This window comes from Lysobacter sp. A378, assembly GCF_054052125.1.
In genome coordinates this window covers 831,844-857,354 of the sequence record NZ_JBSVRK010000002.1, presented here as the reverse complement: position 1 = coordinate 857,354, position 25,511 = coordinate 831,844, and the positions used below count along the sequence as shown (strand labels likewise).

The following is a 25,511-nucleotide window of genomic DNA, read 5'->3' as shown; positions in this document are numbered from 1 at the left end:
CCTTTTGTTACATGCCCAGCAGCATGCGGTGCGGGTTCTCGAGCTGGTTCTTGATGTCGACCAGGAACAGCACCGCATCCTTGCCATCGACAATGCGGTGGTCGTAGCTCAAGGCGATGTACATCATCGGCGCGGCGATCACCTGGCCGTTCTCCACGATTGCGCGCTCCTTGATGGCATGCATGCCCAGGATGGCGCTTTGTGGCGGGTTGATGATCGGGGTCGAGAACAACGAGCCGAACGTGCCGCCATTGGTGATGGTGAAGGTGCCGCCCTGGAGGTCCTCCAGCTTCAGGCCACCTTCGCGGGCGGCCTTGGCGTAACCGTCGATGGCCTGCTCGACTTCGGCGAAGCTCATCGACTCGGCATTGCGAAGCACCGGCGTGACCAGGCCCCGGTCGGTCGACACTGCGATCGAGATATCCGCGTAACCGTGATAGATGATGTCCTTGTCATCCACCGATGCGTTGACCAGCGGATAGCGCTGCAACGCGTTGGCGGCTGCCTTGACGAAGAAGCTCATGAAGCCCAGCTTGATCCCGTAGGCGCTCTTGAACGCTTCGCCCTGGGATTTGCGCATGTCCATGACCGCCTTCATGTTGACCTCGTTGGAGGAGGTCAGCATCGCGGTGGAATTCTTTGATTCCATCAGGCGCTCGGCGATGCGTGCGCGCATCCGGGTCATGGGCACGCGCTCTTCCGGACGCGCACCACCGGCCTTGCCGACGCCGGCATTTTTGGCGTAGTTGAGCAGGTCTTCCTTGGTCACGGCACCACGGCGGCCGGTGCCATCGACATTGGCCGGATCGATGCCTTCCTTGTTCGAGGTGAAGCGCGCACCGGGAGGCAGGTCCGCGGACTTGCCGGCCGCCGCAGGAGCCTTGGCCGCCTTGGGTGCCTCGTCCCTGGGTTGTACCGGTTGGGCCACGTCGGTCGCAGCGGCATCATTCTTGCTGTCGACTTTCGCGGCTTTCTTGTCGCCGACGTCGGCTGCCGGCGCCGCGGCGTCGTCGATGATTGCCAGTACCTGCTCGCTGGTCACCGTCGCGCCCGTGTCGAACTTGATTTCCTTGAGCACGCCGTCAATCGGGGAGGGGACCTCCAATACAACCTTGTCGGTTTCGAGGTCGACCAGGTTCTCATCACGCTTGACCGCATCGCCTGGTTTCTTGTGCCAGGTAGCGATAGTGGCGTCGGAGACGGACTCGGGCAGGACCGGAACTTTGATCTCGGTGCTCATGGAAAGACATCCTGGGTAACTTGAAAGTGGGACGAATGGCGAAGGGTTGAGAGTAGCGGAACAAGCATGCGGTTATTCGGGAGCCGGGTTGCCCTGGGCGGGGTTCACCAACGCGTCGGCGACCAGCTGGGCCTGTTCCGCGAGATGATCGCTCATGTGGCCGACCGCCGGTGAGGGCGAGCGCAGGCGACCGGCATAGTGCAAGGTCTGTTTCGGTGCCAGGCAGAAGGTCAGGTGATGGCCGATCTGATACCACGCGCCCTGGTTCTGCGGTTCCTCCTGGCACCAGATCACTTCCCGGGCCGATGGGAAGCGCTTCAGTTCGGCGGCCAGTGCCTCGCGCGGGAACGGGTACAGCTGCTCCACGCGGATAATGGCCACGTCATCGGCGCCGCGCTTGGTCGCATCTTCCAGCAGGTCGTAATAGACCTTGCCGCCGCACACCACGACCCGCTTGACCTTCTTCGGGTCGGCCTTGGCATCCGGGATCAGGGTCTGGAAGCCACCGGTGGCCAGCTCGTCCAGCGACGATACCGCCAGCTTGTGGCGCAACAGCGACTTGGGCGTCATCACCACCAACGGCTTGCGGGTCTGCATGCGCATCTGGCGACGGATCATGTGGTACGCCTGCGCCGGCGTAGTCGGCGTGCACACCATCATGTTGTCCAGGGCGCACAGTTGCAGGAAGCGTTCAAGCCGTGCCGAGCTGTGCTCCGGGCCTTGGCCCTCGTAGCCATGTGGCAGGAACAGCGCCAGGCCGCACAGCCGGCCCCACTTGGCTTCGCCCGAGGACAGGAACTGGTCGATCACCACCTGGGCGCCGTTGGCGAAGTCGCCGAACTGCGCTTCCCAGATGGCCAGGGTGTCCGGGTCGGCCGTGGCATGGCCGTACTCGAACGCCATCACCGCCTCCTCGCTGAGCAGCGAGTCGATGATTTCCACGTCCAGCGGGTTCTGCACCAGCTCGCGCAGCGGCAGGTAGGACTCGTCGCTGGTCTGCTCGTGCAGGATGGCGTGCCGATGGAAGAATGTGCCGCGCCCGCAATCCTGGCCAACCAGGCGCAGCTTGTAACCCTCGCTGAGCAGTGACGCGTAGGCCAGGTTTTCGGCAAAGCCCCAGTCACCGGCTTGCTCGCCGGCCGACATCTTGCGACGGTCTTCGTAGATCTTGGCCACGCGCGCGTGCAGCTTGACGTCGGCGGGGATGGTGTTGATCCGCTTGGCCAGCTGGTTGAGGTTGTCGCGGTCGAACGTGGTGTCGACGATGTCGGCCAGAGTGCCCTTGAGGAACTTGGTCCAGTCGACGGTGAACTCATCGGGCTTGACGGTGACCAGGTCGGTGGTGACCTCGCCGGCATCGAGCTTGTCGCGGTACTGGTCGACCACGGCTTTGGCATCGTCGGCGCTCAACAGACCTTCGGCAATCAGCTGGTCGGCGTACAGCTCACGCGGTGTCTTGTGCTGGCGGATCGCCTGATACATCACCGGCTGCGTGGCGGCTGGTTCGTCGGCCTCGTTGTGACCGTGGCGGCGGTAGCAGACCAGGTCAATGACCACGTCCTTGGCGAAGGTGTTGCGGAAGTCGAGCGCGAGCTCGGCGCAAAATGCCACCGCCTCGGGATCATCACCGTTCACGTGCAGGACCGGCGCGCCGACCATCTTCGCCACGTCGGTGCAGTACAACGTGGAACGCGCGTCTTCGTGGTCACTGGTAGTGAAGCCGATCTGGTTGTTGATCACGATGTGGACGGTGCCGCCGACTCGGAAACCACGGGCCTGCGACATCTGGAACAGCTCCATCACCACGCCCTGTCCCGCAAACGCGGCGTCGCCGTGGATCAGGATCGGCAACACCTGGGTGCGGCCGGTGTCGCTGCGGCGGGTCTGGCGCGAGCGGACCGAACCGACGACCACCGGGTCAACGATTTCCAGGTGCGACGGGTTGAACGCCAGCGCCAGGTGCACCGGACCGCCGGGAGTCGCGACGTCGGCACTGAAGCCGAGGTGGTACTTCACGTCGCCGGTGTGGGCGAGCTCGACATGGTCGAACTTGCCTTCAAACTCGTCGAACAGCTTGCGCGGGGATTTGCCCAGCGTATTGATCAGCACGTTCAGCCGGCCGCGATGGGCCATGCCGATCACGACGTCCTGGGTGCCTTGCTCGCCGGCACGACGGATGACGGTGTCCATCAGCGGAATCAGCGCGTCGCCACCTTCCAGCGAGAACCGCTTCTGGCCGACGTACTTGGTATGCAGGTAACGCTCCAGCCCGTCGGCGGCGGTCAACCGCTCCAGGATGCGCTTCTTGTCTTCGGTACTGCGGTGGTACTTGCCGGCGGCTTTTTCCAGGCGGCTGTACAGCCAGCGCCGTTGCTCGGCATCGGCGATATGCATGAACTCGCTGCCGATCGAGCCGGTGTAGGTCGCCTGCAACAGGCTGAGCAGGTCACCCAGCTTCATCCGGTCCTGACCCGCCACGCCGCCGGTGCTGAACTCATCGGCCAGATCGCTGCCGGACAGGCCATGGAAGCCGAGGTTCAGATCGGGCGCGTCGGGCTTTTGCAATAAGCCGAGCGGATCCAGGTTCGCACCCAGATGGCCGCGCGAGCGATACGCCGTGATCAACTTGCCTACGAAGCGTTCGCGCTCGTCCGCAGTGCCGGTGGCGCTGGACTTGCCGGCGTGTCGGGCGGCCTCGGTGATGCTGGCGATGACGGCCGAATGTGGAACGTCGCCCGCCTGGCGACCCTCAAAGCCGTCGAAATAGGCTTTCCAGCCAGGCTCGATGCTGTCGGGTGAGACCAGGTACTGCTCGTAGAGGTCTTCGATGTAAGCGCCGCTGGCGCCCAGTTGTGATGACTGCGAGAACTGCTTCAGGAGATTGGCCACGATGGCGTCGCGAAACTCGTCAGGGAGGGAAGTTTAGAGCGCCGGATTGGCCTGATTGCGGCTGTTCAGACACCCAAGGCTTCGAATTATAGCCGTTCGAACCCGCGGGGAGGCGCTTGACACGCGCGAAAAAGACGCGGTGTTGCCGATAACGCAGGCTCTGGGTTCGCCCCTGTTCAGTTAGCGAGAGTGACGCGCATCGCCTGATGCTCGATGCCGGCCTCCTGGAATCGCTCGCCATGCGGCAGGAAACCGTGGCGCGCATAGAAATCGATCACCTGTACCTGGGCATGCAATGACAGTTCGCGCCAGCCCAGGCGCCGGCCTTGCTCGATCAGGGCGGATAACAGTGCGTCACCAACGCCGCATCCGCGCCAGTGTTTCAACACCGCCATCCGGCCGATGCAATGATCCGGGGTGAGCCGGCCGGTGCCGATCGGCCTGCCTTCCAGGTCACGGGCGATGACATGGTGGCAGCGCGCGTCCAGCTCGTCCCATTCCAGCGACAGCGGAACGCCCTGTTCGTGCACGAACACGGTTTCCCGGACGGTGCGCAGGTCGGGCAGGCCGCTGGCGTAATCGATCGCCTCGACGTGGAAAGCGGGTGTCGGGCTCACTCGCTTTCATCCTCGTCGAGCGCGAGGTGGTAGTGGCCGGCTTCCATCAGGCCGAGGACGCAGTTGCGACCGTCCTCCGACAGTGCGGCATACGTCGCGCCATCCAGGGCGGTGGTGTTGGCAATCCGGCTTGCATCGGCCGCCGGCAGCGAGTGGCCTTCGCCGTTGGCATGCAGTCGTGCGCCGCCGGTCGCCTTGCGCCAGGCCATGCGCGAGTAGGGGTGCCGATGCAGGGTGGCGCCGTGCTGAAGGTCCCATTCGATCTCGATGCGCGAGCGGGGGAGCTCGCCCGGCGGCAGTTGCGCCGGGACCACGTCGACAGCGTTGCGGTACACGGTGATGAAGTTTCCGAACCAGTCGCCCAGCCGCTCGGGATCGTTGGTGCGCAGTTGGTCAAGCGCCGCCAGTACCCGCGCCATCGCGGTCGCATCGATCTCGCCGGGGTCATCGGCGGGTGCAAGGTCGGGGTCGCGGTAGCGCAGAGACTCGTCCGCATCCACCGTCAACGTGTCGGCCAGGTCGCCCAGCAGCTCCGAGGCCGACGGGGCGCGCATGCCAAACGAAAACGTCAGGCAGGCATCCTCGGCGACGCCGTGATGGGGCACTCCCGGTGGCAGGTAGAGCATGTCGCCGGGGCCAAGTACCCAGTCGTGGTTGGGCGTGAACTGCTGCAACAACCGCAGCTCGACGTCGTCGCGAAAGTCCATCGGCGGGCGCTCGCTCGCATCGATCTGCCAGCGGCGGTGGCCAACTGCCTGCAGCAGGAACACGTCGTACTGATCGACATGCGCGCCCACCGAACCGCCCGGCGCGGCAAACGACACCATCACGTCGTCGATCCGCCAGCGCGGCAGGAAATTGAAGTGGCCGATCAGTTCGGCGACGTCCGCATCCCACTTGTCCACGTCCTGTACCAGCAAGGTCCAGTCCTGGTGCGGCAGGCCCGGGAACATCTCCTCCGGAAATGGCCCGTGGCTGACCGTCCACCGGTCATTGGGCTTGTCGTGGGAGATGAGCCGCGACAAGGCACCGTCCTCGCACGCCAGGCCAGCGAGGTCATCGGGCTGCATCGGCGAGTCGAAATCCGGAAATGCGTTGCGGATCAGCAGCGGCTTCTTCTGCCAGTACTCACGCAGGAACTTCGCTGGCGGCATACCGAGGAAATGCTTTGCGGTGGCGTGGACTTCGATCATGGGACGCTGTGTTTTCTTTCGTCTTGCAGGCGTTGTTCGAGGTTGGTGCGCGCGTCGCCGGCGTAGCGCTTGCATGCGTCGGCATCCATCAACGGCGCCTTGCCGTCGAAGCGTGCGAACAGGTCGGAGACCAGTGGGTGCGGGGAAATCAGGATGTCGCAGGGCAGTGACGCAACCGTGTCGATGCTGCGGTGGAACGCGGCGAGGTAATCCTTGTGATCGGAAAAACGGTAGGTCTTATCCGAAGCCGCGCTCAAGCTGTCCGCATAAACCATCCGCAGGCAATGCGAGCTCTCGCAGGAAACCCACGTCCAACTGGTGCTGCCCGGTGCGTGGCCAGGGGTGGCGTGTGCGGTCAGCGCAAGATCGCCGATGCGGACGGTCTGGTCGTCGGGCAGCACTTGCACGTTCGCCACCGGCGGGAATTTGTCCAGCACACCGAACTGAGGATCGCCGCGATCGCTCGCTCCGCGTCCCAGCGTCGCAGCGGACGGCTCGCGCGCCAGAACCGACGCATCGGTGACGCGTTGCAGATAGGCGAGGCCGCCAGCGTGGTCGGAATGCTCGTGCGAGTTGATGATGAATTCTATGTCCGCGAGCTTGAAGCCCAGCGCTTCGATGTTCGCGGCAATCGCCGGGCCGCCTGGCTCGGTGGCGCCGTCGAGCAGTATGTGGCCTTGCGACGAAGTCACCAGTAATGCAGTGATGCCGCAGGTTCCGACGTAATACGCGTTTCCGAAAATCTTGCGTGGTGGCGCACGGTCGTTCCAACCGTCCATCACGCCGGCATCGGCGGGGCATTCCGGAACATCGACTGGTGCAACAGCCGGCAGCGCAGGTTCGGCTGCAGGGCGCGGTGAGGAATCTGCGCAGGCGGTCAAAGCGAGCAGCGCAGCAAGGGCGAATGCAATGCGCATGGGTCAGATTTCCCTTGCGAGCTTCTCGGCGTGGCCGATGTAGCTGCCCGGCGTCATGTCCAGCAGGCGTTGCCTGGCATCGGCCGGCAGTTCGAGACCGTCGATGAATTCGCGCATCGAGGCCTCGTTGATGCCGTGGCCGCGGGTGAGCGCCTTCAGCTGTTCGTAGGGATTGGGCAGGCCGTGACGGCGCATCACCGTCTGTACGGCCTCGGCCAGCACTTCCCAGCTCGCATCGAGGTCGGCGGCGAGACGCTCCGGATTGGTGGTCAGCTTGTCGAGGCCGCGCAGCAATGCGTCGTAGCCAATCAGGGCATGGCCGAACGCGGTGCCCAGCGCGCGCAATACGGTCGAGTCGGTCAAGTCGCGCTGGAAGCGGCTGATCGGCAGCTTGACCGCGAAATGCCCGAACAGGGCATTGGCGATGCCGAAATTGCCCTCGGCGTTCTCGAAATCGATCGGGTTGACCTTGTGCGGCATGGTCGAGCTGCCAACTTCGCCGGCCTTCACCGATTGCTTGAAATAGCCCAGCGAGATATAGCCCCAGATGTCGCGGCACAGGTCGATGGCGATGGTGTCGATGCGACGCTGGGCATCGCAGATTTCGGCGATGCCGTCGTGCGGCTCGATCTGGGTCGTGTAAGGCTGCCAATTGAGGCCCAGCGAGTGCACGAAGTGTTGCGAGAACGCGGGCCAGTCGACGTCCGGGTACGCGGCGACGTGGGCGTTGTAGTTGCCGACCGCGCCGTTGATCTTGCCCGGCATCGGCGCGGCAGCGAGAGTTTCGCCCTGGCGTCGCAGGCGGGCGACGACGTTGGCCAACTCCTTGCCAACGGTGGTCGGCGACGCCGTCTGGCCGTGGGTGCGCGAGAGCATCGGCAGCGCCGCGTGTTCGTGCGCCATCGCGCGCAGCTTCTCGATCAACTGGTCAAGCCTGGGTAGCAGCACCGTCTGCCGCGCCTCGTTCAGCATCAGCGCGTAGCTGAGGTTGTTGATGTCCTCGGAGGTGCAGGCGAAGTGCACGAACTCCAGCGCCGGGCCCAGTTCGACGTCGTTCTTCAGTCGCTCCTTGATCAGGTACTCGACCGCCTTGACGTCGTGATTGGTGGTGCGTTCGATCTCCTTGACCCGCGCCGCGTCCTCCACCGAAAGCCCGTCGGCGAGCTCGCGCAGCCGTGCGGTGGCTTCGGCCGAGAACGGCGCGAGTTCCTCGATGCCGGGTTCATCGGCCAGTGCCAGCAGCCATTCCACCTCGACCTTGACCCGTGCCTTGATCAGGCCGAACTCGGAGAATATCGGCCGCAGCGCATCGACCTTGCCGGCGTAACGGCCATCGAGCGGGGACAGGGCGAGCAGCTGGGATTCAACGTTGGCGGGCATGGCTTTGGGGCGTGTGGGAGGCAGTCACGCATTCTAGCGCGAGGCGGGAGTCGCGGCGGCGTATCCTCGGCTTCTCATACGGAGGACGTCATGGCCAAGCAGGATTACCGCATCGAACACGACAGCATGGGTGAGCTCCAGGTGCCCGCCGATGCCTTGTGGGGCGCGCAGACCCAGCGCGCGGTGGAGAACTTTCCGATCTCCGGCCGGCCGATGCCGCGTGGATTCATACGCGCACTGGGGCTGGTCAAGGCGGCGGCGGCGCAGGTCAACGGTGATCTGGGCCTGTTGCCGAAGGGGCGTTCCGCGGCGATCCGCAAGGCGGCCCTGTCGGTGGCCGGTGGCGAGTTCGATGCCCAGTTTCCGATCGACGTGTTCCAGACCGGCTCCGGCACTTCCAGCAACATGAATGCCAACGAGGTGATCGCAACGCTCGCCTCGCGTTCGGTGCGTGGCAAGGCGGTGCATCCCAATGATGACGTCAACCTGGGCCAGAGTTCGAACGACGTGATTCCGACCGCGCTGCGGGTGTCGGCGCAGCTGGCGGCGGTCGAGTCGTTGCTGCCGGCGCTCAAGCACCTGCGACGGACCATCGACCGCCGCGGCAAGGCGTTGGGCAAGGTCACCAAGACCGGCCGCACGCATTTGATGGACGCGATGCCATTGACCTTCAGCCAGGAATTCGGCGCGTGGTCGGCGCAGCTGGCCTCGGCGCAGGCGCGGATCGAGGACGCGCTCAAGCGTCTGCGACGGCTGCCCATCGGTGGCACGGCCATCGGCACCGGCATCAATGCCGACCCGCGTTTCGGCAAGGCGATGGCGAAGGCATTGTCATCGCTGACAAAAACCCGGTTCGAGTCGGCCGAGAACAAGTTCGAAGGGTTGGCATCGCAGGACGATGCAGTGGAATTGTCCGGGCAGCTCAGTGTGCTGGCGGTGGCGGTGATGAAGATCGCCAATGACCTGCGCTGGATGAATTCCGGCCCGCTGGCGGGCCTGGGCGAAGTCGAATTGCCAGCTTTGCAGCCGGGCAGTTCGATCATGCCGGGCAAGGTCAATCCGGTGATCCCGGAAGCGGCCTGCATGGTCTGCGCGCAGGTGATGGGCCACCACACCGCCATCACCGTGGCCGGGCAGAGCGGTAACTTCCAGCTCAACGTGATGCTGCCGCTGATCGCACTGGACTTGCTGGACTCCATCGGGCTGCTGGGCAACACGATGCGGTTGCTGGCCGACAACGTGATCGCCGGCCTGCAGGTGCGTCGCGACGTCGTCGCCGACGCGCTGCAACGCAATCCGATCCTGGTCACCGCGCTCAACCCGGTGATCGGTTACGAGAAAGCGGCGGCCATTGCCAAGCAGGCTTACAAGCAACAGCGTCCGGTGCTGGAGGTGGCGATGGAAGTCACCGGCATGACCGAGCAGGCATTGCGCCGGCTGCTGGATCCGGTTGCGCTGACCCGTGGTGGCATTGCAGAGTGAATGGGCCCGCGGCTAATGGCCTGAGTTTCGACGACGCGCTTGATGGCCTGCTCGGTCGCGCCGTTGAAAACGCTTTTTACCGTTTCGCTTCGCCCATGGACTTCATGGCCAGATCCGCGCCCTGTAGATCGAGATCGTCCGGAGTGCTTTTGGATCTGCAGTCGGCCGCAACCGCATCGGTGATGGTGGCGTAAGGCGCGAATGCAGGGAGCGATTGGGCCAGGGCATCCTGGCTCTCCTGCAAGACGTTGAGGCGTTGGCACAGCGCCATCGCACCGGTCTCGATTTGCTTGGCGTCGGCTTCGATCTTCGTGCCGATGCTGTCCGGATCTCCACTCGCGAGTCCGGATGCCACTGCGCCGATCGCCTTGCCGGCCAGTTTGGCGCTGGATTTGGCGACGGCGACGCCATCGGCTTTCAGGCCCATGGCCTCGGCGCGGTACTGCAAGGTCAGGGCACGTTGCTCAGCAGTCAGCGCTACGTTCTTGCCGTCGATCTGGAGCGATCCGGAGGCATCGATCCACGCGGTAGTGCCGTCGGGACTATTGGCACCCACGCGATCGCCGTCCACGCGAACGTGCTGCATCACCGAATGATTGTGGACACGGTCGGTCGATTGCTGGCAGCCAACCAGGGTGGCGGCAAGGACCAGTCCGCAAGCGATTGCATGAAGGGGTTTCATCGATGTCTCCTGGAGGTGGGAGGGGTATCAGCGACGTGGGAGGTCGACCGTGCCTTTGACGCCCCGGTGATCGACGTCGCCGCTGCCGATGCTGCGTACGCGCAGGTCGCCGCTGACGGTATCGACGTCCAGGCTGCCCGAGCCGATCGTGCCGACCTGGACGCTTCCTTTCACCCGGGCCAGGCCGATGTCGCCGGAACCGATGCTGCCGATCCTGACGTCGCCGGCCACGTCGCGGGCCTCCAGGTCGCCCGATCCCACCGATCCGACTTCCAGCGGCCCGATGTCGGCCAACTCGGCATCGCCGGAGCCGACCACCACGCTCACCGGCCCGGGAACGCGGCGCACCTCGGCGTCGCCGGAACCGACCACCAGGTCGAGGCTGGCCACGCCGTCGATCTCGGCATCGCCGGAACCGGTGTCGACCTGGACAGCCACATCGTCGGGCAGGGTGGCCGTCAGCTGCATGTAGGCGTAGTTGTTGCCGAACAGGCTGAGCTGCCAACCGTCGCTGTCACCGCTACCGTCACTGTCCATCGACACCACCAGCCGGTCGCCGTGGCGCTGGTGCCGGAACTGCAACTGCTCCAGTTTCTTCGCGCTGGATGCGCAGGCCTTGCCCTGCAGTTGCGCCGACGCGCCGGTCGCGGCCTTGACGTCGAGGTCGAAGGCACCGACCTCGAACACGACCGTCTCGATGCCAGCGAGGTCGGGGCTCAGTTCGAACGCCCGTGTGTGTTCGCACTTCTGTTGGGCGAACGCCACCAGGGGCAGCATCAGCACACAGCCAAGCAGGATCTTGCGCATGATTTTATCCTTTGGAGTCAAAGTGGGGATGGAAGACAGGGCGGGCTTCATTGGGTGCTGAAGTGGCCGTCGCCGTCGCGGCAGTCGTCAATGTCGGCCTGGGTGATGTCGGCGTACGGAGCGAACTCCGGCAGCGACGCGGCCAGTTGCTGCTCGGTCTGCATCAAGGCGGGCATCCGTCCGCACAGCTCGGTCACTGCCTGCTGCGCGATCTTTTCCGCCTTGGCCTCGATTTTGGCCGACACCTTGTCGGTGTTGCCGGACAACACGCTGGCAAAGACCTGGCCGATCGCATCGGTGGCCAGGCTAGCGCCTTGCATGCCGATGGCAGCACCGGTCTCGGCCATGTAGGCAATCTGGCCCCGGTATTCCAGCAGCAATGCGCGCTGCTCGGCGGTGATGTCGACCGGACGGCCGTCGATCAGCAGGTCGCCCTGGGGCGTGATCTCGGCGGGCGTTTCGCCGTTGTCGGCGATGTCGATGTTCTCGGTGGCCATCGCCTCGCGTACTTCCCGGGAGACGCCCTGCATCTCCTTTTGGATCTCCGAGCTGACTTCGGCGAATACGCCGGTCGTGGATTGCGTCGGCTCTTGCGCCGGCTCGTCCTTGCCGCACGCGCTCAACCAGGGCGTGCACGCGAGCAGAACCAGGGTTGGAAGAAGTTTTCTGTTCATGTCAGGTCTCGGCAGGTGATGGATTGCGACGTGTTCATGGTCAGCCTTCATCGCGCCAGCGGCGCAGGCGGATCGCGGCGAAGATCATGACCGCGCCGGCGATCACGCCGATCCACAACCCGGGCATGGACAGGCTGGACAGGACGCTCTGCGCGGAGAAGGCATGCAACAACGCCTGGGCGCCGTCCGGCCCGGAAACATCGAGCACATTGTTGCGATAAGCCAGGTCAATACCGGGGATCGTGCCCAGCAACATGCGGCTCACGATGCTGGACCAGAACCACGAGCTGTCCAGGTCGAACAGTTCCATCAGGTCGAACCAGCTGACGAAGATGCCCGCGAACAGCGGAATCATGATGGCCCACAGGAACGGCTTGGTGCGGGCCCATGCCGAGCACAGCAACAGCCAGCCGACGGTCGGCATCGCCCACAAGGCGTAGACGGGCAGGGCGGCGAACAGGCTTGCGCTGACCGACAACGGGTTGGCCGGTCCCCACAACAGGGTGATCGGGTTTCCGCCGTGCAGCAGCACCAGCGCGCTCACCAGCACCATGAACCCGACCATCGTGGCAAACGCCATCACGATGGCCAGCAGCGGGGCGACGACCGTGGCGCTGACGACTTTGGACAACACTGTCTGGGTGTCGGACAGCGGCAGCGACTTCCAGAACAGGACGCTGCGATCCTTGCGGTCGTCATAAAGCGCGCCCAGGCAGTAGAAGAACACCACGAACGCCAACACGAGGAACGGCCAGAACGACGACAGCAGCAATGACAGGTCCAGTCCTTCGGCCAGTTGTTGCATGTGCCCGGCGTCGAGCTTGCCGGTCAGCGCGCCAATGTCCAGCCCGTTGACGACGATACCGCCGTCAATCGTCAGGTCGCCCCGGCCCAGGGCACGTCGAGCGGCGACCTCGGCGACGATGACCGCCATCAACGTCAACAACAACGAGATGCCACCGGCGATCAGCGGAGCCCAAAGGAATCCGCCCTTGTGTTCCCAGAACTCGCGCCGCAACAACAGCTTGAATTTATGGGTGGTGTGGGACGCCGCTACCGGCGGGTTGGGCCGGGCTGCTTGGGTTTGGACGACAGCGTTCATTCGTAGGTCCCCTTCATGGTGGCGACAAACAGGTCGGCCAGGCCCGGAGTGCGGGTCTCGCCGAGGCCGGCCAACTGCTCGCGTGGTACGCCGTCGAACAGCATCACGGTCTTGCCAAACGGCAGGGAGCGTTCATCCAGCGGCGTCAGCGCGCGGGCCGCATCGGCATGGTCGGCGTTGACCAGCACTTCGGTGAAGCGCTCGCCGACGGCGTCCATTTCGCTGCTCAGCACGATCTTGCCGTCACTGATGAACATCACGTCGGTCAGGATGTGCTCGACCTCCTCGACCTGGTGGGTGGTGATCAGGATGGTCTTGTCCTCGTCGAAGTAGTCCTCCAGCAAACGCTGGTAGAACTGCTTGCGGTAGAGGATGTCCAAGCCCAGGGTTGGCTCATCCAATACCAGCAGCTTGGCGTCGATCGCCATCACCAGCGCCAGGTGCAGCTGCACGATCATGCCCTTGGACATTTCACGCACGCGCATCTTCGGCGTGAGTTGGGTGCCTTTCAGGAAACGCTGGCAGCGGGCGCGATCGAAGCGCGGATGCACGCCAGCGACAAACTCGATCGCCTCGCGCACCCGGATCCAGCGCGGCAACACGGCAACGTCGGCGATGAAGCAGACATCGCGCATCAACTCGTCACGCGAGGTGCGGGGGTCGCGGCCGAGTACGGTCATCTGCCCCTCGAACGGGATCAGGCCGAGCATCGCCTTGAGTGCGGTGGTCTTGCCGGCGCCGTTGGGGCCGATCAGGCCGACGATGCGTCCGGCCGGGATCTCGAACGTGGTGTCGTCGAGGGCGAGCTTGTTCTTGTAGGCCTTGCGCAGATTGCGTGCGCTGACCACGGTGCCGGCCGGCGTCGGCTCGGTCGTTGCCACAGTCGAGTGAAGGGATGAGGGGTTCATTGCGCTTTCTCCTTGGACAGACCTGCGCTCAGCAACTCTTCCGCACCCAGTCCCAGGCGCGCGATGCGCTCCAGCACCAGGGGCCATTCTTCGGTAAGAAAGCGATCCCGCTCGCTTGCCAGCAGTTTTTTTGCCGCACCTTCGGTCATGTACATGCCCAGACCCCTGCGTTTTTCGACGAGTGCCTCGTCCACCAACTCCTGGTAGGCGCGCGAGACGGTGATTGGATTGAGCTGGTACTCGGCGGCGACCTGCCTTACCGAGGGCAGGGCGTCGCCGGGCTTGAGCACGCCGTCGAGCATCATTGCCACGACGCGTTCTTTCAGCTGGCGATAGATCGGAGCGCCATCGCTCCATTGGAATGCGGTCATTGGGTCAACCCCGCGGGATAAATGAGAAATAAGGCATTGCGAACATCCGCAGGTGATTGGATTCGGTGGTGCTGGTACGCGACGCATCGCCGTCCGTCTGTACCGTGACGGCGGGATCGGGCGTTGACGTCGCGTTTTCCGACGCCTCCGGCTGCATCACCGGCGCCATGGCAATCAGTCCCGACACCAGCAACGCAGCACTGGCCGTCAGCGCGGGGAGCGTGTTGTGAAGCTTACGGTTCATGGGACACTGCCTTTGGTCAGTCGGTGTTGTATGCAACTATAACACCAGAACACACCTTGTCAACAATGTTTTTCGGGAGGGGAGCGTGGATCCGTTTATCGTTCACGATTGCGGGTATCGTCTCCGGCCGCGACAATGGCGTCTTTGCGTCGCCACCTTCGCCACCATTCTTGCGATTCGACAGGAGCACACCGGATGACACCCTTCGTACGCGGCGTTGCCGTGTTTTTGACCACAGCGTCGCTGTCCTGTGTTGCGATGGTTTCCGCCACCACCGCCCATGCGCAGGGCGTCTCAACCCAGGATAACGCCGTGCTCAATACCGATCGCGAAAAAGCCAGTTACATGGTTGGCCATGACATTGCCCGCTCCATTACCCCGGCCGCACCGGACATCGACCTGACGGCATTCGAGCGCGCCATTGGCAATGCCTTCCAGGGCAAGGAGCCGCTGATCGACCAGGGCGAGGCGCAGGAGACCGGGCGCGCACTGATGATGCGTATCGCTTCGCGGGCAGGCAAGGCGCCGGCGGATGCGACGATCCCCGAGGTCGACAAGCAGAAGGTGGCGTACCTGGTCGGTGCCGATGTCGGCCGCTCGCTGGTGACGATCAAGGACGAGCTGGACCTGCCGGTGCTGCTGCAGGGCGTGCGCGCCACGTTCTCCGGTGAAACGTTGTTGCTGGACGAGGGCCAGCTCACCGGCGTGCGCGACGCGTTCGCGCAGCGGATGCAAGGTGAGATGGCGGCACGCACGGAGCAACAGGCAGGCGCCAACCAGGCTGAAGGCGAGAAGTTCCTGGCCCAGAACAAGCAGGTCAAGGGGGTTTTCAGCACCCCGTCCGGTTTGCAGTACATGGTCCTGCGCCAGGGCGCGGGCCCGCGGCCGAAGCCGACCGACCGGGTACAGGTCAACTACGAGGGCAAGCTGCTTGACGGCACGGTATTCGACAGCTCCTACGAGCGCGGCGAGCCGACCCAGTTTGGCCTTAACCAGGTGATTCCGGGTTGGACCGAGGGATTGGGCCTGATGCCGGAAGGTGCGAAGTACCGCTTCTGGATTCCCGGCAACCTGGCTTACGGCAGCAAGGGCACGCCCGGTGGTCCGATCGGCCCGAATGCGACCCTCGTGTTCGATGTCGAGTTGCAGTCGATCCTCGACTAGTAAACTCAGGTATGACAACGCGGTCGTCCGATGGGACTTGTTCAGCCCCGGGGCGACACAGTACGACGCTTACGCGCGTCGGCGACAACGCCGCCCGCGCCTTTTGACACCAGGAGTTACGACCCGATGATGCGATTTGCCCGTCCCGCCACAGCCCTGCTGGCCGCCGCCAGCCTGACCCTCGCCATTGCCGCGTGCCAGCCGGAGGACAAGACCACCGCCGAGACCGCTGACAAGGCCGTCGATGGCGCATCGGCTGAGACACTGGAGATCAAGGGTCTGCCCACCCAGAAGGACCAGGTCAGCTACATGATCGGCATGGACATGGCCAAGTCGCTGGAGCAGATCAAGGACGAGATCGACGTCGACACGCTCGCCAAAGCGATCAAGACCCATCTGGATGAGGGGCAATCGCTGATGACCGACGAGCAGGCAAGTGAGGTTGCCGCGGCGTTCGGCGAGCGCCTGCAGGCGCAACGTGAGGCGGAAGCCGCTGCCGCAGCAGAGAAGAACAAGACCGAGGGCACCGCATTCCTGGCCGCCAACGCCAAGAAGCCGGACGTCAAGACGACCGAGTCGGGCTTGCAGTACCAGGTGTTGACCGAGGGTACGGGTCCGAAACCGACCGTTGATGACCTGGTCAAGGTGCATTACAAGGGCACCTTGCTGGATGGCGAGACTTTCGACAGTTCCTACGATCGTGGTGAGCCGGCCGTCTTCCCGTTGCAGCAGGTGGTGCCGGGTTGGCAGGAGGGGATCGCATTGATGCCGGTGGGCAGCAAGTACCGGTTCTGGATTCCCGGTGAGCTGGGCTATGGCGCTACCGGCACCCCGGGTGGCCCGATTGGCCCGAACGCGGTGCTGGTGTTCGAGGTCGAGCTGCAGGAAATCGTCCAGGCACCGACCGAATAAGATGAGCCACCACCGCTGCGGTAGCGGTGTCGAACGGGTGCTTACATGAAGATCAGTATTTTCGGGACCGGTTACGTCGGATTGGTAACCGGTACCTGCCTGGCGGAGGTGGGTCACGACGTGGTCTGCGTCGACATCGACCAGTCCAAGGTGGACGGGCTGAACCGCGGCGAGGTATCCATCTTCGAACCGGGCCTGACCCCGATGGTGCAGGCCAACCACGCGGCTGGCCGGCTCCAGTTCACCTCCAACGCGATCGAAGCGATTGCTCATGGCGAGGTGATATTCATCGCCGTGGGCACGCCGCCCGACGAGGATGGCAGCGCGGATCTGCAATACGTCCTGGCAGTGGCGGCGACCATCGGCCAGCACCTGTCGCAGTCGACGTTGGTGGTCGACAAGTCGACCGTCCCGGTAGGCACCGCGGACACCGTGCGCGCGACAATCGCGGCCGAGCTGGACAAGCGCGGCGCCCGGATTGATTTCGAGGTGGTGTCCAATCCCGAGTTCCTGAAGGAAGGCGATGCCGTCAACGACTTCATGCGGCCGGACCGGATCATCCTGGGCACCGATGATCTCGGTGCCGTGGAGAAGATGCGGCACCTGTATGCGCCTTTCGTGCGCAGCCGCGACCGCTTTGTCGTCATGGACGTGCGCTCGGCCGAGCTGACCAAGTACGCCGCAAACGCCATGCTGGCGACCAAGATCTCCTTCATGAACGAGATCGCCCACATCGCCGAACGGGTCGGTGCGGATGTCGAGATGGTGCGCCAGGGCATCGGCTCGGACCCGCGCATTGGTTGGCAGTTCATCTATCCCGGGGCCGGTTACGGTGGCTCGTGTTTCCCCAAGGATGTGCAGGCATTGGCCCGCACTGCCCACCAACATGGTCATGAGCCTCGGCTGCTGAATGCGGTCGAGAAGGTCAACGAGCGCCAGAAAGATCATCTTTTCGAGCTGATGCAGCGTCATTACGGCGATGCATTGGCGGGCAAGACCGTTGCGGTATGGGGATTGGCGTTCAAGCCCAATACCGACGACATGCGCGCCGCGCCCAGCCGTCGATTGCTGGAACAGCTGTGGTCGGTCGGCGCGAAGGTGCAGGCGTTCGATCCCGAGGCGGGTGCCGAAACCCGCCGCATCTTCGGCGAGCGCGCCGATTTGTTGCTGTGCGATTCGGAATACGCCGCGTTGTCCGGGGCCGATGCGCTCGTGGTGGTGACCGAGTGGAAGCAGTTCCGCAGCCCGGACTTCTTCCGCCTCCGCCAGGAGCTTGCCGACGCGGTCATGTTCGACGGGCGGAACCTGTATCCGCCAGACGAAGTGGAAGCTGCGGGTATCGCCTATTACGGCATTGGTCGTGGCCGCTCGATCCTGGCGACGGGCGATCATGATGCCGTTCCGGCGGGCAGGGTGCCTCGATGAGCGATCGTCCTGGCACCAGTGTCGAGCAACGGCTGGTCGAGCTGGAAACGCGGCTGTCGTTCCAGGAGCACAGCATTGGCGAGCTCAGCGATGCCCTGGCGGCGGCTCGCGACGAGGAAGCAGGCAATGCGCTGTTATTGCATCGTGCGTTGCAGGAGCTGCGGCAATTGCGGGTCTCGGTTGCCGCCAATCCGCTTTCGGCTGATCCATCCAGCGAACCACCCCCACCCCATTATTGAAGGCCGCGTCCGGGCTTCCGTCCGGACCCGACGACCACTATGAACGACACTCTTCGCGATCAGCTGCTGGGGCTGGGCTTCAAGCCTGCGCCCGAACCCAAGCGTCCCACGGGCCACCCGCGTGATGGCCGTCCGGATCGAAAAGGATCGGACGCCCGTGGGCGGCGTCCAGGTTCGCCGAACCGCTCGGGCGCCGCCGCGAACCGCTCTGGGAAGCCGGGCAGTCCGCCTCCTTCCGGAGCAGTCCGTCCGGGGCAATCCCGTGGCGGGCAAGGTAAACCGGGCAGCCCGCGCTCGCGCGAGGACATCGATCTGGCCAAGGCGTATGCCATCCGCGCCCAGCGCGAGAAGAACGAGCGTATCGCGGCGGAAAAAGCCAAGCAGGACGAAGCGCGCCAGCGGCGTGAGGCGCGCGCGAAGCTGGCCGAGCTGGTGAAAGGAAAAGCCCTCAATGCCGAAGCGGCCGACATCGCCCGGCACTTCCCCTACGGCGGCAAGATCAAGCGCATCCACGTCACCGCCGACCAGCTCAAGGCGCTGAATGCCGGTGAGCTGGGGGTGCTGCAGATGGACGGACGTTACCTGCTGGTTACCGCCGAGTTGCTGGCACAGGCCGAGCAGGTCTTCGCGCCTTCGGTCGCCCTGAAGGTCGATCCGGATGCGCCTGTTGCCGACGGTTCCTACGCCGACCCGCAGTACCAGGTGCCTGACGACCTGGTCTGGTGATACTTCAGCTCCGGTTCGATCCATCTGCGGGGTGGCGGGGGCGCCGGGAACGAATGCCCTTGGGTGCGAATGTCCCCTGGCACCGATGAGGCCGGTGCCTCCTCCTTTATTTCACACCCAAGGGCATTCGCACCCGTCGTTCCAGCGTGGCGGTGGTTCCAGAAGCGCAGGGCCGTCTTCCCGACTTCCCCGGAGTCGGGCGAGGAACCTCACTCCGGGTCGTAATCCAGGTTGGATGCCAGCCAGCGTTCGGCTTGGGCCAGGTCGACGCCCTTGCGGCGGGCGTAATCGACTGCCTGTTCCTTGGAGACGCGGCCGACCACGAAGTATTGGCTGCGCGGGTGGCTGAAGTAGAAACCCGAAACCGCCGCGGCCGGGGTCATCGCGAAGTTTTCGGTCAAGGTCATGCCGGCGTTGGTGGTCGGGTCGAGCAGGCGGAAGATCGTCGCCTTTTCGCTGTGCTCGGGGCAGGCCGGGTAGCCGGGGGCAGGGCGGATGCCGAGGTATTTCTCGTCGATCAGCGCTTCGGCATCGAGTGACTCATCGGGCGCGTAGCCCCAGAATTCGGTGCGCACCCGCTGGTGCAGGCGCTCCGCGAGGGTTTCGGCGAGACGGTCGGCGAGCGCCTTGAGCAGGATCGCGTTGTAGTCGTCGTGGTCGGCCTCGAAGCGCTGGATATGCGGTTCGATCCCGATCCCAGCGGTCACCGCGAAAGCGCCGATCCAGTCCTGTTTGCCGCTGTCTTGCGGGGCGATGAAATCGGCCAGGCAGAAATCCGGGCGCTCAACGGGCTTGTCGACTTGCTGGCGCAGGCAATGGATCGTTTCCGGCTTGCCGTCGACCTGGGCGATGACGTCGTCACCGTCACTGTTGGCTGGCCATAGCCCGAACACCGCCTTCGCGGTCAGCCATTTCTCGTCGATGATGCGCTTGAGCATCGCCTGCGCATCGCGGAACAGGTCGCTGGCGGACGCACCGACCACCTCGTCGGTGAGGATGGCCGGGTAGCGGCCGGCCAGCTCCCAGGCTTGGAAGAACGGGGTCCAGTCGATCAAGTCCACCAGCTCGGTCAACGGGTAGTCGTCGAATACATGCAGGCCGGGCTGTTTCGGTGCGGGCGGGATGTAGTCGTCCCAGCCACCCTGGAAACGCTGGCTGCGCGCCTTCTCCAGCGATACCAGCCGTTTTCCGTTGCCACGCTTGCGATGGCGCTCGCGGATCTCCGCGTAATCGGATGCGGTGGTGGCCACGAAGGCAGCGCGTTGTTCGGCGCTGATCATGGTCTGGGCCACGCCGACCGCGCGCGAGGCGTCTTTCACCCAGATCGTGGCCGGCTTGTAGAACGGGTCGATCTTCAACGCGGTGTGCGCCCGCGAGGTGGTCGCACCGCCAATCAACAGCGGCATGGTGAAGCCCTGGCGCTGCATCTCGCGGGCGACGTGGCCCATTTCCTCCAGCGACGGGGTGATCAGGCCGGACAGGCCGATCATGTCGGCGTTCTCGGCGATGGCGCGATCCAGGATGACCTGCGAAGGCACCATCACACCCAGGTCGATCACCTCGAAGTTGTTGCACGCCAGCACCACGCCGACGATGTTCTTGCCGATGTCGTGGACGTCGCCCTTGACCGTGGCCATCACGATCTTGCCGTTGGTCTTGCCGGTGTCGCCGGTGCGCAGCTTCTCGGCCTCGATGAAGGGCAGCAGATAGGCCACGGCCTTCTTCATCACCCGCGCCGACTTGACGACCTGCGGCAGGAACATCTTGCCGGCGCCGAACAGGTCACCGACCACGTTCATGCCATCCATCAACGCGCCTTCGATCACGTCCAGCGGACGGGTGGCTTCGGCGCGCGCCTGCTCGGTGTCCTCCACGATCCACTGGTCGATGCCCTGCACCAGCGAATGACTCAGCCGCGCGCGTACCGGTTGCTCGCGCCAGGACAGGTCCTCGACCCGCTTCTCGCCCTTCTTGCCGCGATAGCGTTCAGCCAGCGCCAGCAGCGTCTCGGTGGCCTCCGGATTGCGGTTGAGCACGACGTCCTCGACCGCATGACGAAGTTCGGCGTCGAGGGTGTCGTACAGCGGCAGCGCGCCGGCGTTGACGATGCCCATGTCCATGCCGGCCTTGATCGCGTGGTACAGGAACACCACGTGGATGGCCTGGCGCACCAGCTCGTTGCCGCGGAACGAGAAGCTGACGTTGGAGACGCCGCCGGAGATGTGGCTGTATGGGAAACGGCGCTTGATCTCACGGGCGGCTTCGATGAAGGCGACCCCGTAGTCGTTGTGCTCCTCGATGCCGGTGGCGATCGCGAAGACGTTGGGATCGAAGATGATGTCCTCGGGTGGGAATCCGACCTGCTCGGTCAGCAGTTGGTAGGCGCGCGAACAGATATCGACCTTGCGCTGCACGGTGTCGCCCTGACCCTCCTCGTCGAACGCCATTACCACCACGGCCGCGCCGTAGCGACGCACCAGCCGCGCATGGCGCAGGAACTCGTCCTCGCCTTCCTTCATCGAGATCGAATTGACGATGCCCTTGCCCTGCAGGCATTTCAGTCCGGCCTCGATCACGCTCCACTTGGAGCTGTCGACCATCACCGGGATGCGGGCGATGTCGGGCTCGGCGGCAATCAGGTTGAGATAGGTGACCATCGCCTGCTCGGAATCCAGCAGGCCCTCGTCCATGTTGACGTCCAGTACCTGGGCGCCGTTTTCGACCTGCTGCCGGGCGACGGCGACCGCCTCGTCGAAGCGGTCGTCCTTGATCAGTTTCTTGAACTGCGCGCTGCCGGTAACGTTGGTGCGTTCACCGACGTTGATGAAGTTGCTTTGCGGCGTGATCGTCAGCGGCTCCAGGCCGCTGAGGCGGGTCTGGCGGGCGATGGTCGGGTTCATTCCAGCTGCCTCGTGGGTCGTCATGCCGGGATGGCCGCGTCGGCCAGGCTCGGCAGCCGCCGCGGTGCAACGCCGCGCACGGCCTCGACGATCGCGGCGATGTGCGCCGGAGTGGTGCCGCAACAGCCGCCTACCAGGTTCAACAATCCGGAGCGCGCAAACTCGCCCAGCATCCCGGCCATGTCTTCGGGCGTCTGGTCGTAACCGCCGAACGCATTCGGCAACCCGGCATTGGGGTGGGCACTGACACAGGTGTCGGCGATCCGCGACAAGGTATCGACGTGGGGGCGGAGCTCCTTGGCGCCCAGGGCGCAATTCAAGCCGATGGACAGCGGTTCGGTATGACGCAACGAGTACCAGAACGCTTCGGCGGTCTGGCCCGAGAGCGTGCGCCCGGAGGCATCGGTGATCGTGCCCGACACCATCACCGGCAGGCGGGACCCACGAGCCTCGAAGGCCTCGGCAATCGCAAACAGTGCGGCTTTGGCGTTGAGGGTGTCGAACACCGTTTCCACCATCAGCACGTCCGCGCCACCGTCGATCAGGCCATCGGCGGCTTCGCGGTAGGCGATCCGCAGGTCGTCGAAGCTGACCGCGCGGAATCCGGGACGATTGACGTCGGGGCTCAAGGACGCGGTGCGACTGGTCGGTCCGATTACGCCGATGACGAAGCGTGGCTGTTCCGGCGTCGTTGCCTCGGCGGCGTCGCAAGCGTCACGTGCCAGGCGCGCGCCGGTCTCGTTCAGCTCGCGGGCAAGGTGCTGCAAGCCGTAGTCACCCAATGAGGTGCTGGTCGAGTTGAAGGTGTTGGTCTCGACCAGGTCGGCGCCGGCGTCGAGGTAGTCGGCATGGATTGCTCGGATGAGATCCGGCCGGGTCAGGCTCAGCAGGTCATTGTTGCCGCGTTGGTCGCGGACGCAGCCGCAATCGGGGCCATGGGCGTGGCCGTCAATCGAATGATCGCGGTCGAAGCCCTCGACGAAACGCTCGCCGCGGTAGTCGGCTTCCTCCAATCGGTGTTGCTGGATCATCGTCCCCATCGCCCCGTCGATCACCAGGATGCGTTCTTGCAACATCCGTTGCAGGGTTTCAGCGCGGTCGGGGTTGAGCCAGGGCAGGGTTGTCATCGCGTTGTCTCGCTGGGCTGACGTTTGGCGGGCGTGGTGGTTCTGGGCGACTTGGATTTTTTCCCGTCGGCAGGCTTTCGTCCCAGCAACGCAATCACTTCGAAATGTGGCGGGCGGCGCTCTCGGGTCACTGATTCGCAGCTCTCGATCGTGAAGCCGGCCTTGCTCGCGAACCGGCTCAGCTCCTTCTCGCTGAAACCCAGATTGACGTGGCCATAGGCGTCCACCACCGAGCGATGCTCGTGGCTGGCCAGGCTGGTCAGCAACAGCCGACCGTTGGGACGCAGCACCCGCGCGGCCTCGGTGACGGCGTGGGCGGGATGATCGGCGTAGGTCAGTGCGTGCATCAGTACCACCAGGTCGAAGCTGGCATCGGCAAACGGGAGTTCGTGCATGTCGCCTTCCTGCACCTCCACGTTCTCAAGCCTGCGCAGCCTTTCGGAGGCGGCAAGCACCACTTTGGTGCTGGAGTCCAGACAGACGTAGCGATTGGAGTGCGGCGCCAGCAGTTCGGCCAGGACGCCATCGCCGGAAGCGACGTCGAGCACGTCGCCGGGCTCCAGCAGCGGCAACGCGGAACGTGCCATGGCCTCCCAGGTCCGGCCCGGCGAGTAATGGCGCTCCATGTCACCGGCCACGGTATCGGCCCAGTTCTGGTCGGCCGCGCGCATCGCCAGCACATCCGCAACCCGTTCCGCGTCCTGCCGCAGCAGCGGGTCGTCGCTGCCCTCACGCAGGGTCGTCCACAACGCGCGTTGCGCCGGGTCCAAAGCCGGTCCGTCGAACCGGTAATACGCCGACACCCCGGCGCGGCGATCACGCACCAGGCCGGCTTCCTTGAGCTTGGCCAGGTGGGTGGAAACGCGCGGCTGTGCCAGCCGGGTGATGGCCGACAGTTCAGCGACAGTCAGCTCCTCGCTCTCCAGCAGCGCCAGCAGGCGCACCCGGGTGGCGTCGGCAAATACCTTGAGGCGTGATGACCAGCCTTCCAGATCCATACGTATGCACCTATCGCGATATAGCGATAAGTTTGCTTCCGGGGCGGGGCCCGGGTCAAGCACGGCACGCGTCGACGGGTTCGGTCGCGGGTTCGGTTAATTCTCGCGCAGGGCTACAATTGCAGCATTCGTGACCAGCAGAGGTATCAGCGTGGATTTTCGTTTCAGCGAAGAGCAGTTGATGATCCAGGACGTCGCGCGGCGTATCGCCCGCGAAAAGATCGCACCCAGCGCGGAGCACCACGACCGCACCGGCGAATTTCCACTGGACAATATCCGTACCCTCGGCGAGAACGGCCTGATGGGCATTGAGGTGCCAACCGAGTACGGCGGCGCCGGCATGGACCCGATTTCCTATGTGTTGGCGATGATCGAGATCGCCGCAGCCGACGCCGCGCACTCCACCATCGTTTCGGTCAACAACTCGTTGTTCTGCAACGGCATCCTCAAGTTCGGCACCGAGGAGCAGAAGCAGCTCTACGTGCGGGCGATCGCGGAGGGTAAGGAGATCGGCGCGTTCGCGCTCACCGAGCCGCAGTCGGGCTCCGATGCCACGGCGATGCGCTGCAAGGCGACCAGACAGGCCGACGGCAGCTTCGTGGTCAACGGCAAGAAGAGCTGGATCACCTCCGGGCCGGTCGCAAAGTATTTCGTGCTGTTCGCGATGACCGATCCCGACAAGGGCGCGCGAGGCATCACCGCTTTCATGATCGATGGCGAACGTACCGGCTTCCATCGTGGCAAGACCGAGCCGAAGCTGGGCATCCGCGCCTCGGCCACCTGCGAGATCGAGTTCAACGATTACGTAGTCCAGGCCGACGAAGTGCTGGGCGCGGAAGGCGAAGGCTTCAAGATCGCGATGACGGTACTGGACGCCGGTCGCATCGGCATCGCCAGCCAGGCGATCGGTATCGCCCGCGCGGCGTACGAGGCCACCCTGGACTACGTCAAGGAGCGCAAGGCATTCGGCCAGCCGATCGGTGCCTTCCAGATGACCCAGGCGAAGATCGCCGACATGAAATGCAAGCTCGACGCCGCCATGCTGCTGACCTTGCGTGCGGCGTGGCAGAAGGGCGAGTTTGACAATGGCGGGGCGCGCTTCAGCAATGAGGCTGCGATCGCCAAGCTGACCGCGTCCGAGGCGGCGATGTGGATCGCCCACCAGGCGTTGCAGATCCACGGCGGCATGGGCTACTCCAAGGAGATGCCGATCGAGCGTTATTTCCGCGACGCCAAGATCACCGAAATCTACGAGGGCACCAGCGAGATCCAGCGCCTGGTGATTGCGCGCAACGAGACTGGCCTGCGCTGACATGCAGACCCGGCATTTCCATAACTGTCGTTTGATCGCTGCCTTCCATGGGCAGCGCGGCTGCGATCGCCGCGATATCCCGATCGTTGCAGCTGGCAATGGGGTCCGTTTACGGGTCCCGGACGCTGCCTGCATGCCATTTTCTGTCTACTGATTCCCGAGCCTTGGCCCACGCAATTGCGTGGGCCTCACTGCATTTGGA

The 25,511-nt window shown here is 64.4% G+C and carries 22 protein-coding genes and 1 pseudogene; 7 read left to right on the top strand and 16 right to left on the bottom strand.

Annotated elements, in window-relative coordinates; translation table 11 throughout:
* Positions 1–7 precede the first annotated feature (7 nt).
* From sucB to purB, 6 genes and pseudogenes are all read right to left on the bottom strand, one after another.
* Entirely contained in the window at positions 8–1,240 is a 1,233-nt protein-coding gene (gene sucB, locus ACW7G1_RS09790) for a dihydrolipoyllysine-residue succinyltransferase (protein WP_456979542.1), read from the bottom strand.
* Between the two features lie 72 nt (positions 1,241–1,312).
* Complete coding sequence (locus tag ACW7G1_RS09785; protein ID WP_456979541.1) at positions 1,313–4,129, bottom strand: 2-oxoglutarate dehydrogenase E1 component; 2,817 nt, start codon at positions 4,127–4,129, stop codon at positions 1,313–1,315.
* 176 nt (positions 4,130–4,305) lie between these two features.
* Complete coding sequence (locus ACW7G1_RS09780; RefSeq protein WP_456979540.1) at positions 4,306–4,746, bottom strand: GNAT family N-acetyltransferase; 441 nt, start codon at positions 4,744–4,746, stop codon at positions 4,306–4,308.
* Positions 4,746–5,939: pseudogene (locus ACW7G1_RS09775) on the bottom strand (JmjC domain-containing protein); the annotation flags it as partial. The gene ACW7G1_RS09780 and the pseudogene ACW7G1_RS09775, both read right to left, overlap by 1 nt.
* Positions 5,936–6,856: a subclass B3 metallo-beta-lactamase gene (bla, locus tag ACW7G1_RS09770; RefSeq protein ID WP_456979539.1), complete on the bottom strand. Its 921-nt coding sequence runs from the start codon at positions 6,854–6,856 to the stop codon at positions 5,936–5,938. The pseudogene ACW7G1_RS09775 and the gene bla, both read right to left, overlap by 4 nt.
* A gap of 3 nt (positions 6,857–6,859) precedes the next feature.
* Positions 6,860–8,236: an adenylosuccinate lyase gene (gene purB / locus ACW7G1_RS09765; protein ID WP_456979538.1), complete on the bottom strand. Its 1,377-nt coding sequence runs from the start codon at positions 8,234–8,236 to the stop codon at positions 6,860–6,862.
* A gap of 90 nt (positions 8,237–8,326) precedes the next feature.
* Between purB and ACW7G1_RS09760 the strand changes: the two genes are divergently transcribed.
* Positions 8,327–9,718, top strand: coding sequence for a class II fumarate hydratase (locus ACW7G1_RS09760; RefSeq protein WP_456979537.1), 1,392 nt, complete (start codon positions 8,327–8,329; stop codon positions 9,716–9,718).
* 76 nt (positions 9,719–9,794) lie between these two features.
* Here the strand turns inward: ACW7G1_RS09760 and ACW7G1_RS09755 are convergent, their stop codons facing one another.
* The 7 genes from ACW7G1_RS09755 to ACW7G1_RS09725 are packed head-to-tail and all read right to left on the bottom strand — an operon-like array spanning position 9,795 to position 14,506.
* Complete coding sequence (locus ACW7G1_RS09755) at positions 9,795–10,400, bottom strand: DUF2884 family protein (protein ID WP_456979536.1); 606 nt, start codon at positions 10,398–10,400, stop codon at positions 9,795–9,797.
* A 27-nt stretch (positions 10,401–10,427) separates the two neighbouring features.
* Complete coding sequence (locus ACW7G1_RS09750) at positions 10,428–11,207, bottom strand: DUF4097 family beta strand repeat-containing protein (RefSeq protein WP_456979535.1); 780 nt, start codon at positions 11,205–11,207, stop codon at positions 10,428–10,430.
* A 47-nt stretch (positions 11,208–11,254) separates the two neighbouring features.
* On the bottom strand, positions 11,255–11,881 hold the full coding sequence (locus ACW7G1_RS09745) for a DUF2884 family protein (RefSeq protein ID WP_456979534.1): 627 nt from the start codon (positions 11,879–11,881) through the stop codon (positions 11,255–11,257).
* A 40-nt stretch (positions 11,882–11,921) separates the two neighbouring features.
* The gene (locus ACW7G1_RS09740; protein WP_456979533.1) at positions 11,922–12,983 is read right to left on the bottom strand and encodes a hypothetical protein; all 1,062 of its coding nucleotides are present in this window, start codon (positions 12,981–12,983) and stop codon (positions 11,922–11,924) included.
* Entirely contained in the window at positions 12,980–13,891 is a 912-nt protein-coding gene (locus ACW7G1_RS09735) for an ABC transporter ATP-binding protein (RefSeq protein ID WP_456979532.1), read from the bottom strand. The genes ACW7G1_RS09740 and ACW7G1_RS09735 overlap by 4 nt, the downstream gene beginning before the upstream one ends.
* Positions 13,888–14,262, bottom strand: a complete 375-nt coding sequence (locus tag ACW7G1_RS09730) for a GntR family transcriptional regulator (RefSeq protein WP_456979531.1) — start codon at positions 14,260–14,262, stop codon at positions 13,888–13,890. Before ACW7G1_RS09730 ends, ACW7G1_RS09735 begins: the two co-directional genes overlap by 4 nt.
* 4 nt (positions 14,263–14,266) lie before the next feature.
* Positions 14,267–14,506: a hypothetical protein gene (locus ACW7G1_RS09725; RefSeq protein ID WP_456979530.1), complete on the bottom strand. Its 240-nt coding sequence runs from the start codon at positions 14,504–14,506 to the stop codon at positions 14,267–14,269.
* Between the two features lie 195 nt (positions 14,507–14,701).
* Between ACW7G1_RS09725 and ACW7G1_RS09720 the strand changes: the two genes are divergently transcribed.
* The 5 genes from ACW7G1_RS09720 to ACW7G1_RS09700 all read left to right on the top strand — a co-directional run bounded on the left by ACW7G1_RS09720 (position 14,702) and on the right by ACW7G1_RS09700 (position 18,972).
* Entirely contained in the window at positions 14,702–15,670 is a 969-nt protein-coding gene (locus ACW7G1_RS09720) for an FKBP-type peptidyl-prolyl cis-trans isomerase N-terminal domain-containing protein (protein ID WP_456979529.1), read from the top strand.
* 126 nt (positions 15,671–15,796) lie between these two features.
* The gene (locus ACW7G1_RS09715) at positions 15,797–16,582 is read left to right on the top strand and encodes an FKBP-type peptidyl-prolyl cis-trans isomerase (RefSeq protein WP_456979528.1); all 786 of its coding nucleotides are present in this window, start codon (positions 15,797–15,799) and stop codon (positions 16,580–16,582) included.
* Positions 16,583–16,627: 45 nt separating this feature from the next.
* Positions 16,628–18,007 (top strand): UDP-glucose dehydrogenase family protein, encoded by a 1,380-nt coding sequence (locus ACW7G1_RS09710; RefSeq protein ID WP_456979527.1) that lies wholly within the window; start codon positions 16,628–16,630, stop codon positions 18,005–18,007.
* The gene (locus tag ACW7G1_RS09705) at positions 18,004–18,246 is read left to right on the top strand and encodes a SlyX family protein (protein ID WP_456961615.1); all 243 of its coding nucleotides are present in this window, start codon (positions 18,004–18,006) and stop codon (positions 18,244–18,246) included. Before ACW7G1_RS09710 ends, ACW7G1_RS09705 begins: the two co-directional genes overlap by 4 nt.
* Positions 18,247–18,285: 39 nt before the next feature.
* Positions 18,286–18,972 (top strand): DUF2058 domain-containing protein, encoded by a 687-nt coding sequence (locus ACW7G1_RS09700; protein WP_456979526.1) that lies wholly within the window; start codon positions 18,286–18,288, stop codon positions 18,970–18,972.
* A gap of 209 nt (positions 18,973–19,181) precedes the next feature.
* On the opposite strand, the gene metH is transcribed toward ACW7G1_RS09700, so the two are convergent.
* Genes metH through ACW7G1_RS09685 form a run of 3 tightly spaced genes read right to left on the bottom strand, consistent with a single transcriptional unit; the run spans position 19,182 to position 23,997 of the window.
* Positions 19,182–21,872: a methionine synthase gene (gene metH / locus ACW7G1_RS09695; protein ID WP_456979525.1), complete on the bottom strand. Its 2,691-nt coding sequence runs from the start codon at positions 21,870–21,872 to the stop codon at positions 19,182–19,184.
* Positions 21,873–21,892: 20 nt separating this feature from the next.
* Positions 21,893–22,999, bottom strand: a complete 1,107-nt coding sequence (locus ACW7G1_RS09690) for a homocysteine S-methyltransferase family protein (RefSeq protein WP_456979524.1) — start codon at positions 22,997–22,999, stop codon at positions 21,893–21,895.
* Positions 22,996–23,997 (bottom strand): ArsR/SmtB family transcription factor, encoded by a 1,002-nt coding sequence (locus ACW7G1_RS09685; protein ID WP_456979523.1) that lies wholly within the window; start codon positions 23,995–23,997, stop codon positions 22,996–22,998. The genes ACW7G1_RS09690 and ACW7G1_RS09685 overlap by 4 nt, the downstream gene beginning before the upstream one ends.
* Before the next feature lie 130 nt (positions 23,998–24,127).
* Here ACW7G1_RS09685 and ACW7G1_RS09680 point away from each other — a divergent pair, with 130 nt between their 5' ends.
* A complete protein-coding gene (locus tag ACW7G1_RS09680) occupies positions 24,128–25,309 on the top strand; it encodes an acyl-CoA dehydrogenase family protein (protein WP_456979522.1) in 1,182 nt (393 codons plus the stop codon).
* The last annotated feature ends 202 nt before the right edge of the window (positions 25,310–25,511 follow it).

Coding starts and splice junctions, on each gene's coding strand:
- ACW7G1_RS09700 (WP_456979526.1), top strand. CDS start 18,286: ATGAACGACACTCTTCGCGATCAGCTGCTGGGGCTGGGCTTCAAGCCT.
- ACW7G1_RS09750 (WP_456979535.1), bottom strand. CDS start 11,207: ATGCGCAAGATCCTGCTTGGCTGTGTGCTGATGCTGCCCCTGGTGGCG.
- purB (WP_456979538.1), bottom strand. CDS start 8,236: ATGCCCGCCAACGTTGAATCCCAGCTGCTCGCCCTGTCCCCGCTCGAT.
- ACW7G1_RS09760 (WP_456979537.1), top strand. CDS start 8,327: ATGGCCAAGCAGGATTACCGCATCGAACACGACAGCATGGGTGAGCTC.
- ACW7G1_RS09720 (WP_456979529.1), top strand. CDS start 14,702: ATGACACCCTTCGTACGCGGCGTTGCCGTGTTTTTGACCACAGCGTCG.
- ACW7G1_RS09725 (WP_456979530.1), bottom strand. CDS start 14,506: ATGAACCGTAAGCTTCACAACACGCTCCCCGCGCTGACGGCCAGTGCT.
- ACW7G1_RS09715 (WP_456979528.1), top strand. CDS start 15,797: ATGATGCGATTTGCCCGTCCCGCCACAGCCCTGCTGGCCGCCGCCAGC.
- ACW7G1_RS09740 (WP_456979533.1), bottom strand. CDS start 12,983: ATGAACGCTGTCGTCCAAACCCAAGCAGCCCGGCCCAACCCGCCGGTA.
- ACW7G1_RS09745 (WP_456979534.1), bottom strand. CDS start 11,881: ATGAACAGAAAACTTCTTCCAACCCTGGTTCTGCTCGCGTGCACGCCC.
- ACW7G1_RS09705 (WP_456961615.1), top strand. CDS start 18,004: ATGAGCGATCGTCCTGGCACCAGTGTCGAGCAACGGCTGGTCGAGCTG.
- ACW7G1_RS09755 (WP_456979536.1), bottom strand. CDS start 10,400: ATGAAACCCCTTCATGCAATCGCTTGCGGACTGGTCCTTGCCGCCACC.
- bla (WP_456979539.1), bottom strand. CDS start 6,856: ATGCGCATTGCATTCGCCCTTGCTGCGCTGCTCGCTTTGACCGCCTGC.
- sucB (WP_456979542.1), bottom strand. CDS start 1,240: ATGAGCACCGAGATCAAAGTTCCGGTCCTGCCCGAGTCCGTCTCCGAC.
- ACW7G1_RS09710 (WP_456979527.1), top strand. CDS start 16,628: ATGAAGATCAGTATTTTCGGGACCGGTTACGTCGGATTGGTAACCGGT.
- ACW7G1_RS09690 (WP_456979524.1), bottom strand. CDS start 22,999: ATGACAACCCTGCCCTGGCTCAACCCCGACCGCGCTGAAACCCTGCAA.
- metH (WP_456979525.1), bottom strand. CDS start 21,872: ATGAACCCGACCATCGCCCGCCAGACCCGCCTCAGCGGCCTGGAGCCG.
- ACW7G1_RS09735 (WP_456979532.1), bottom strand. CDS start 13,891: ATGAACCCCTCATCCCTTCACTCGACTGTGGCAACGACCGAGCCGACG.
- ACW7G1_RS09685 (WP_456979523.1), bottom strand. CDS start 23,997: ATGGATCTGGAAGGCTGGTCATCACGCCTCAAGGTATTTGCCGACGCC.
- ACW7G1_RS09730 (WP_456979531.1), bottom strand. CDS start 14,262: ATGACCGCATTCCAATGGAGCGATGGCGCTCCGATCTATCGCCAGCTG.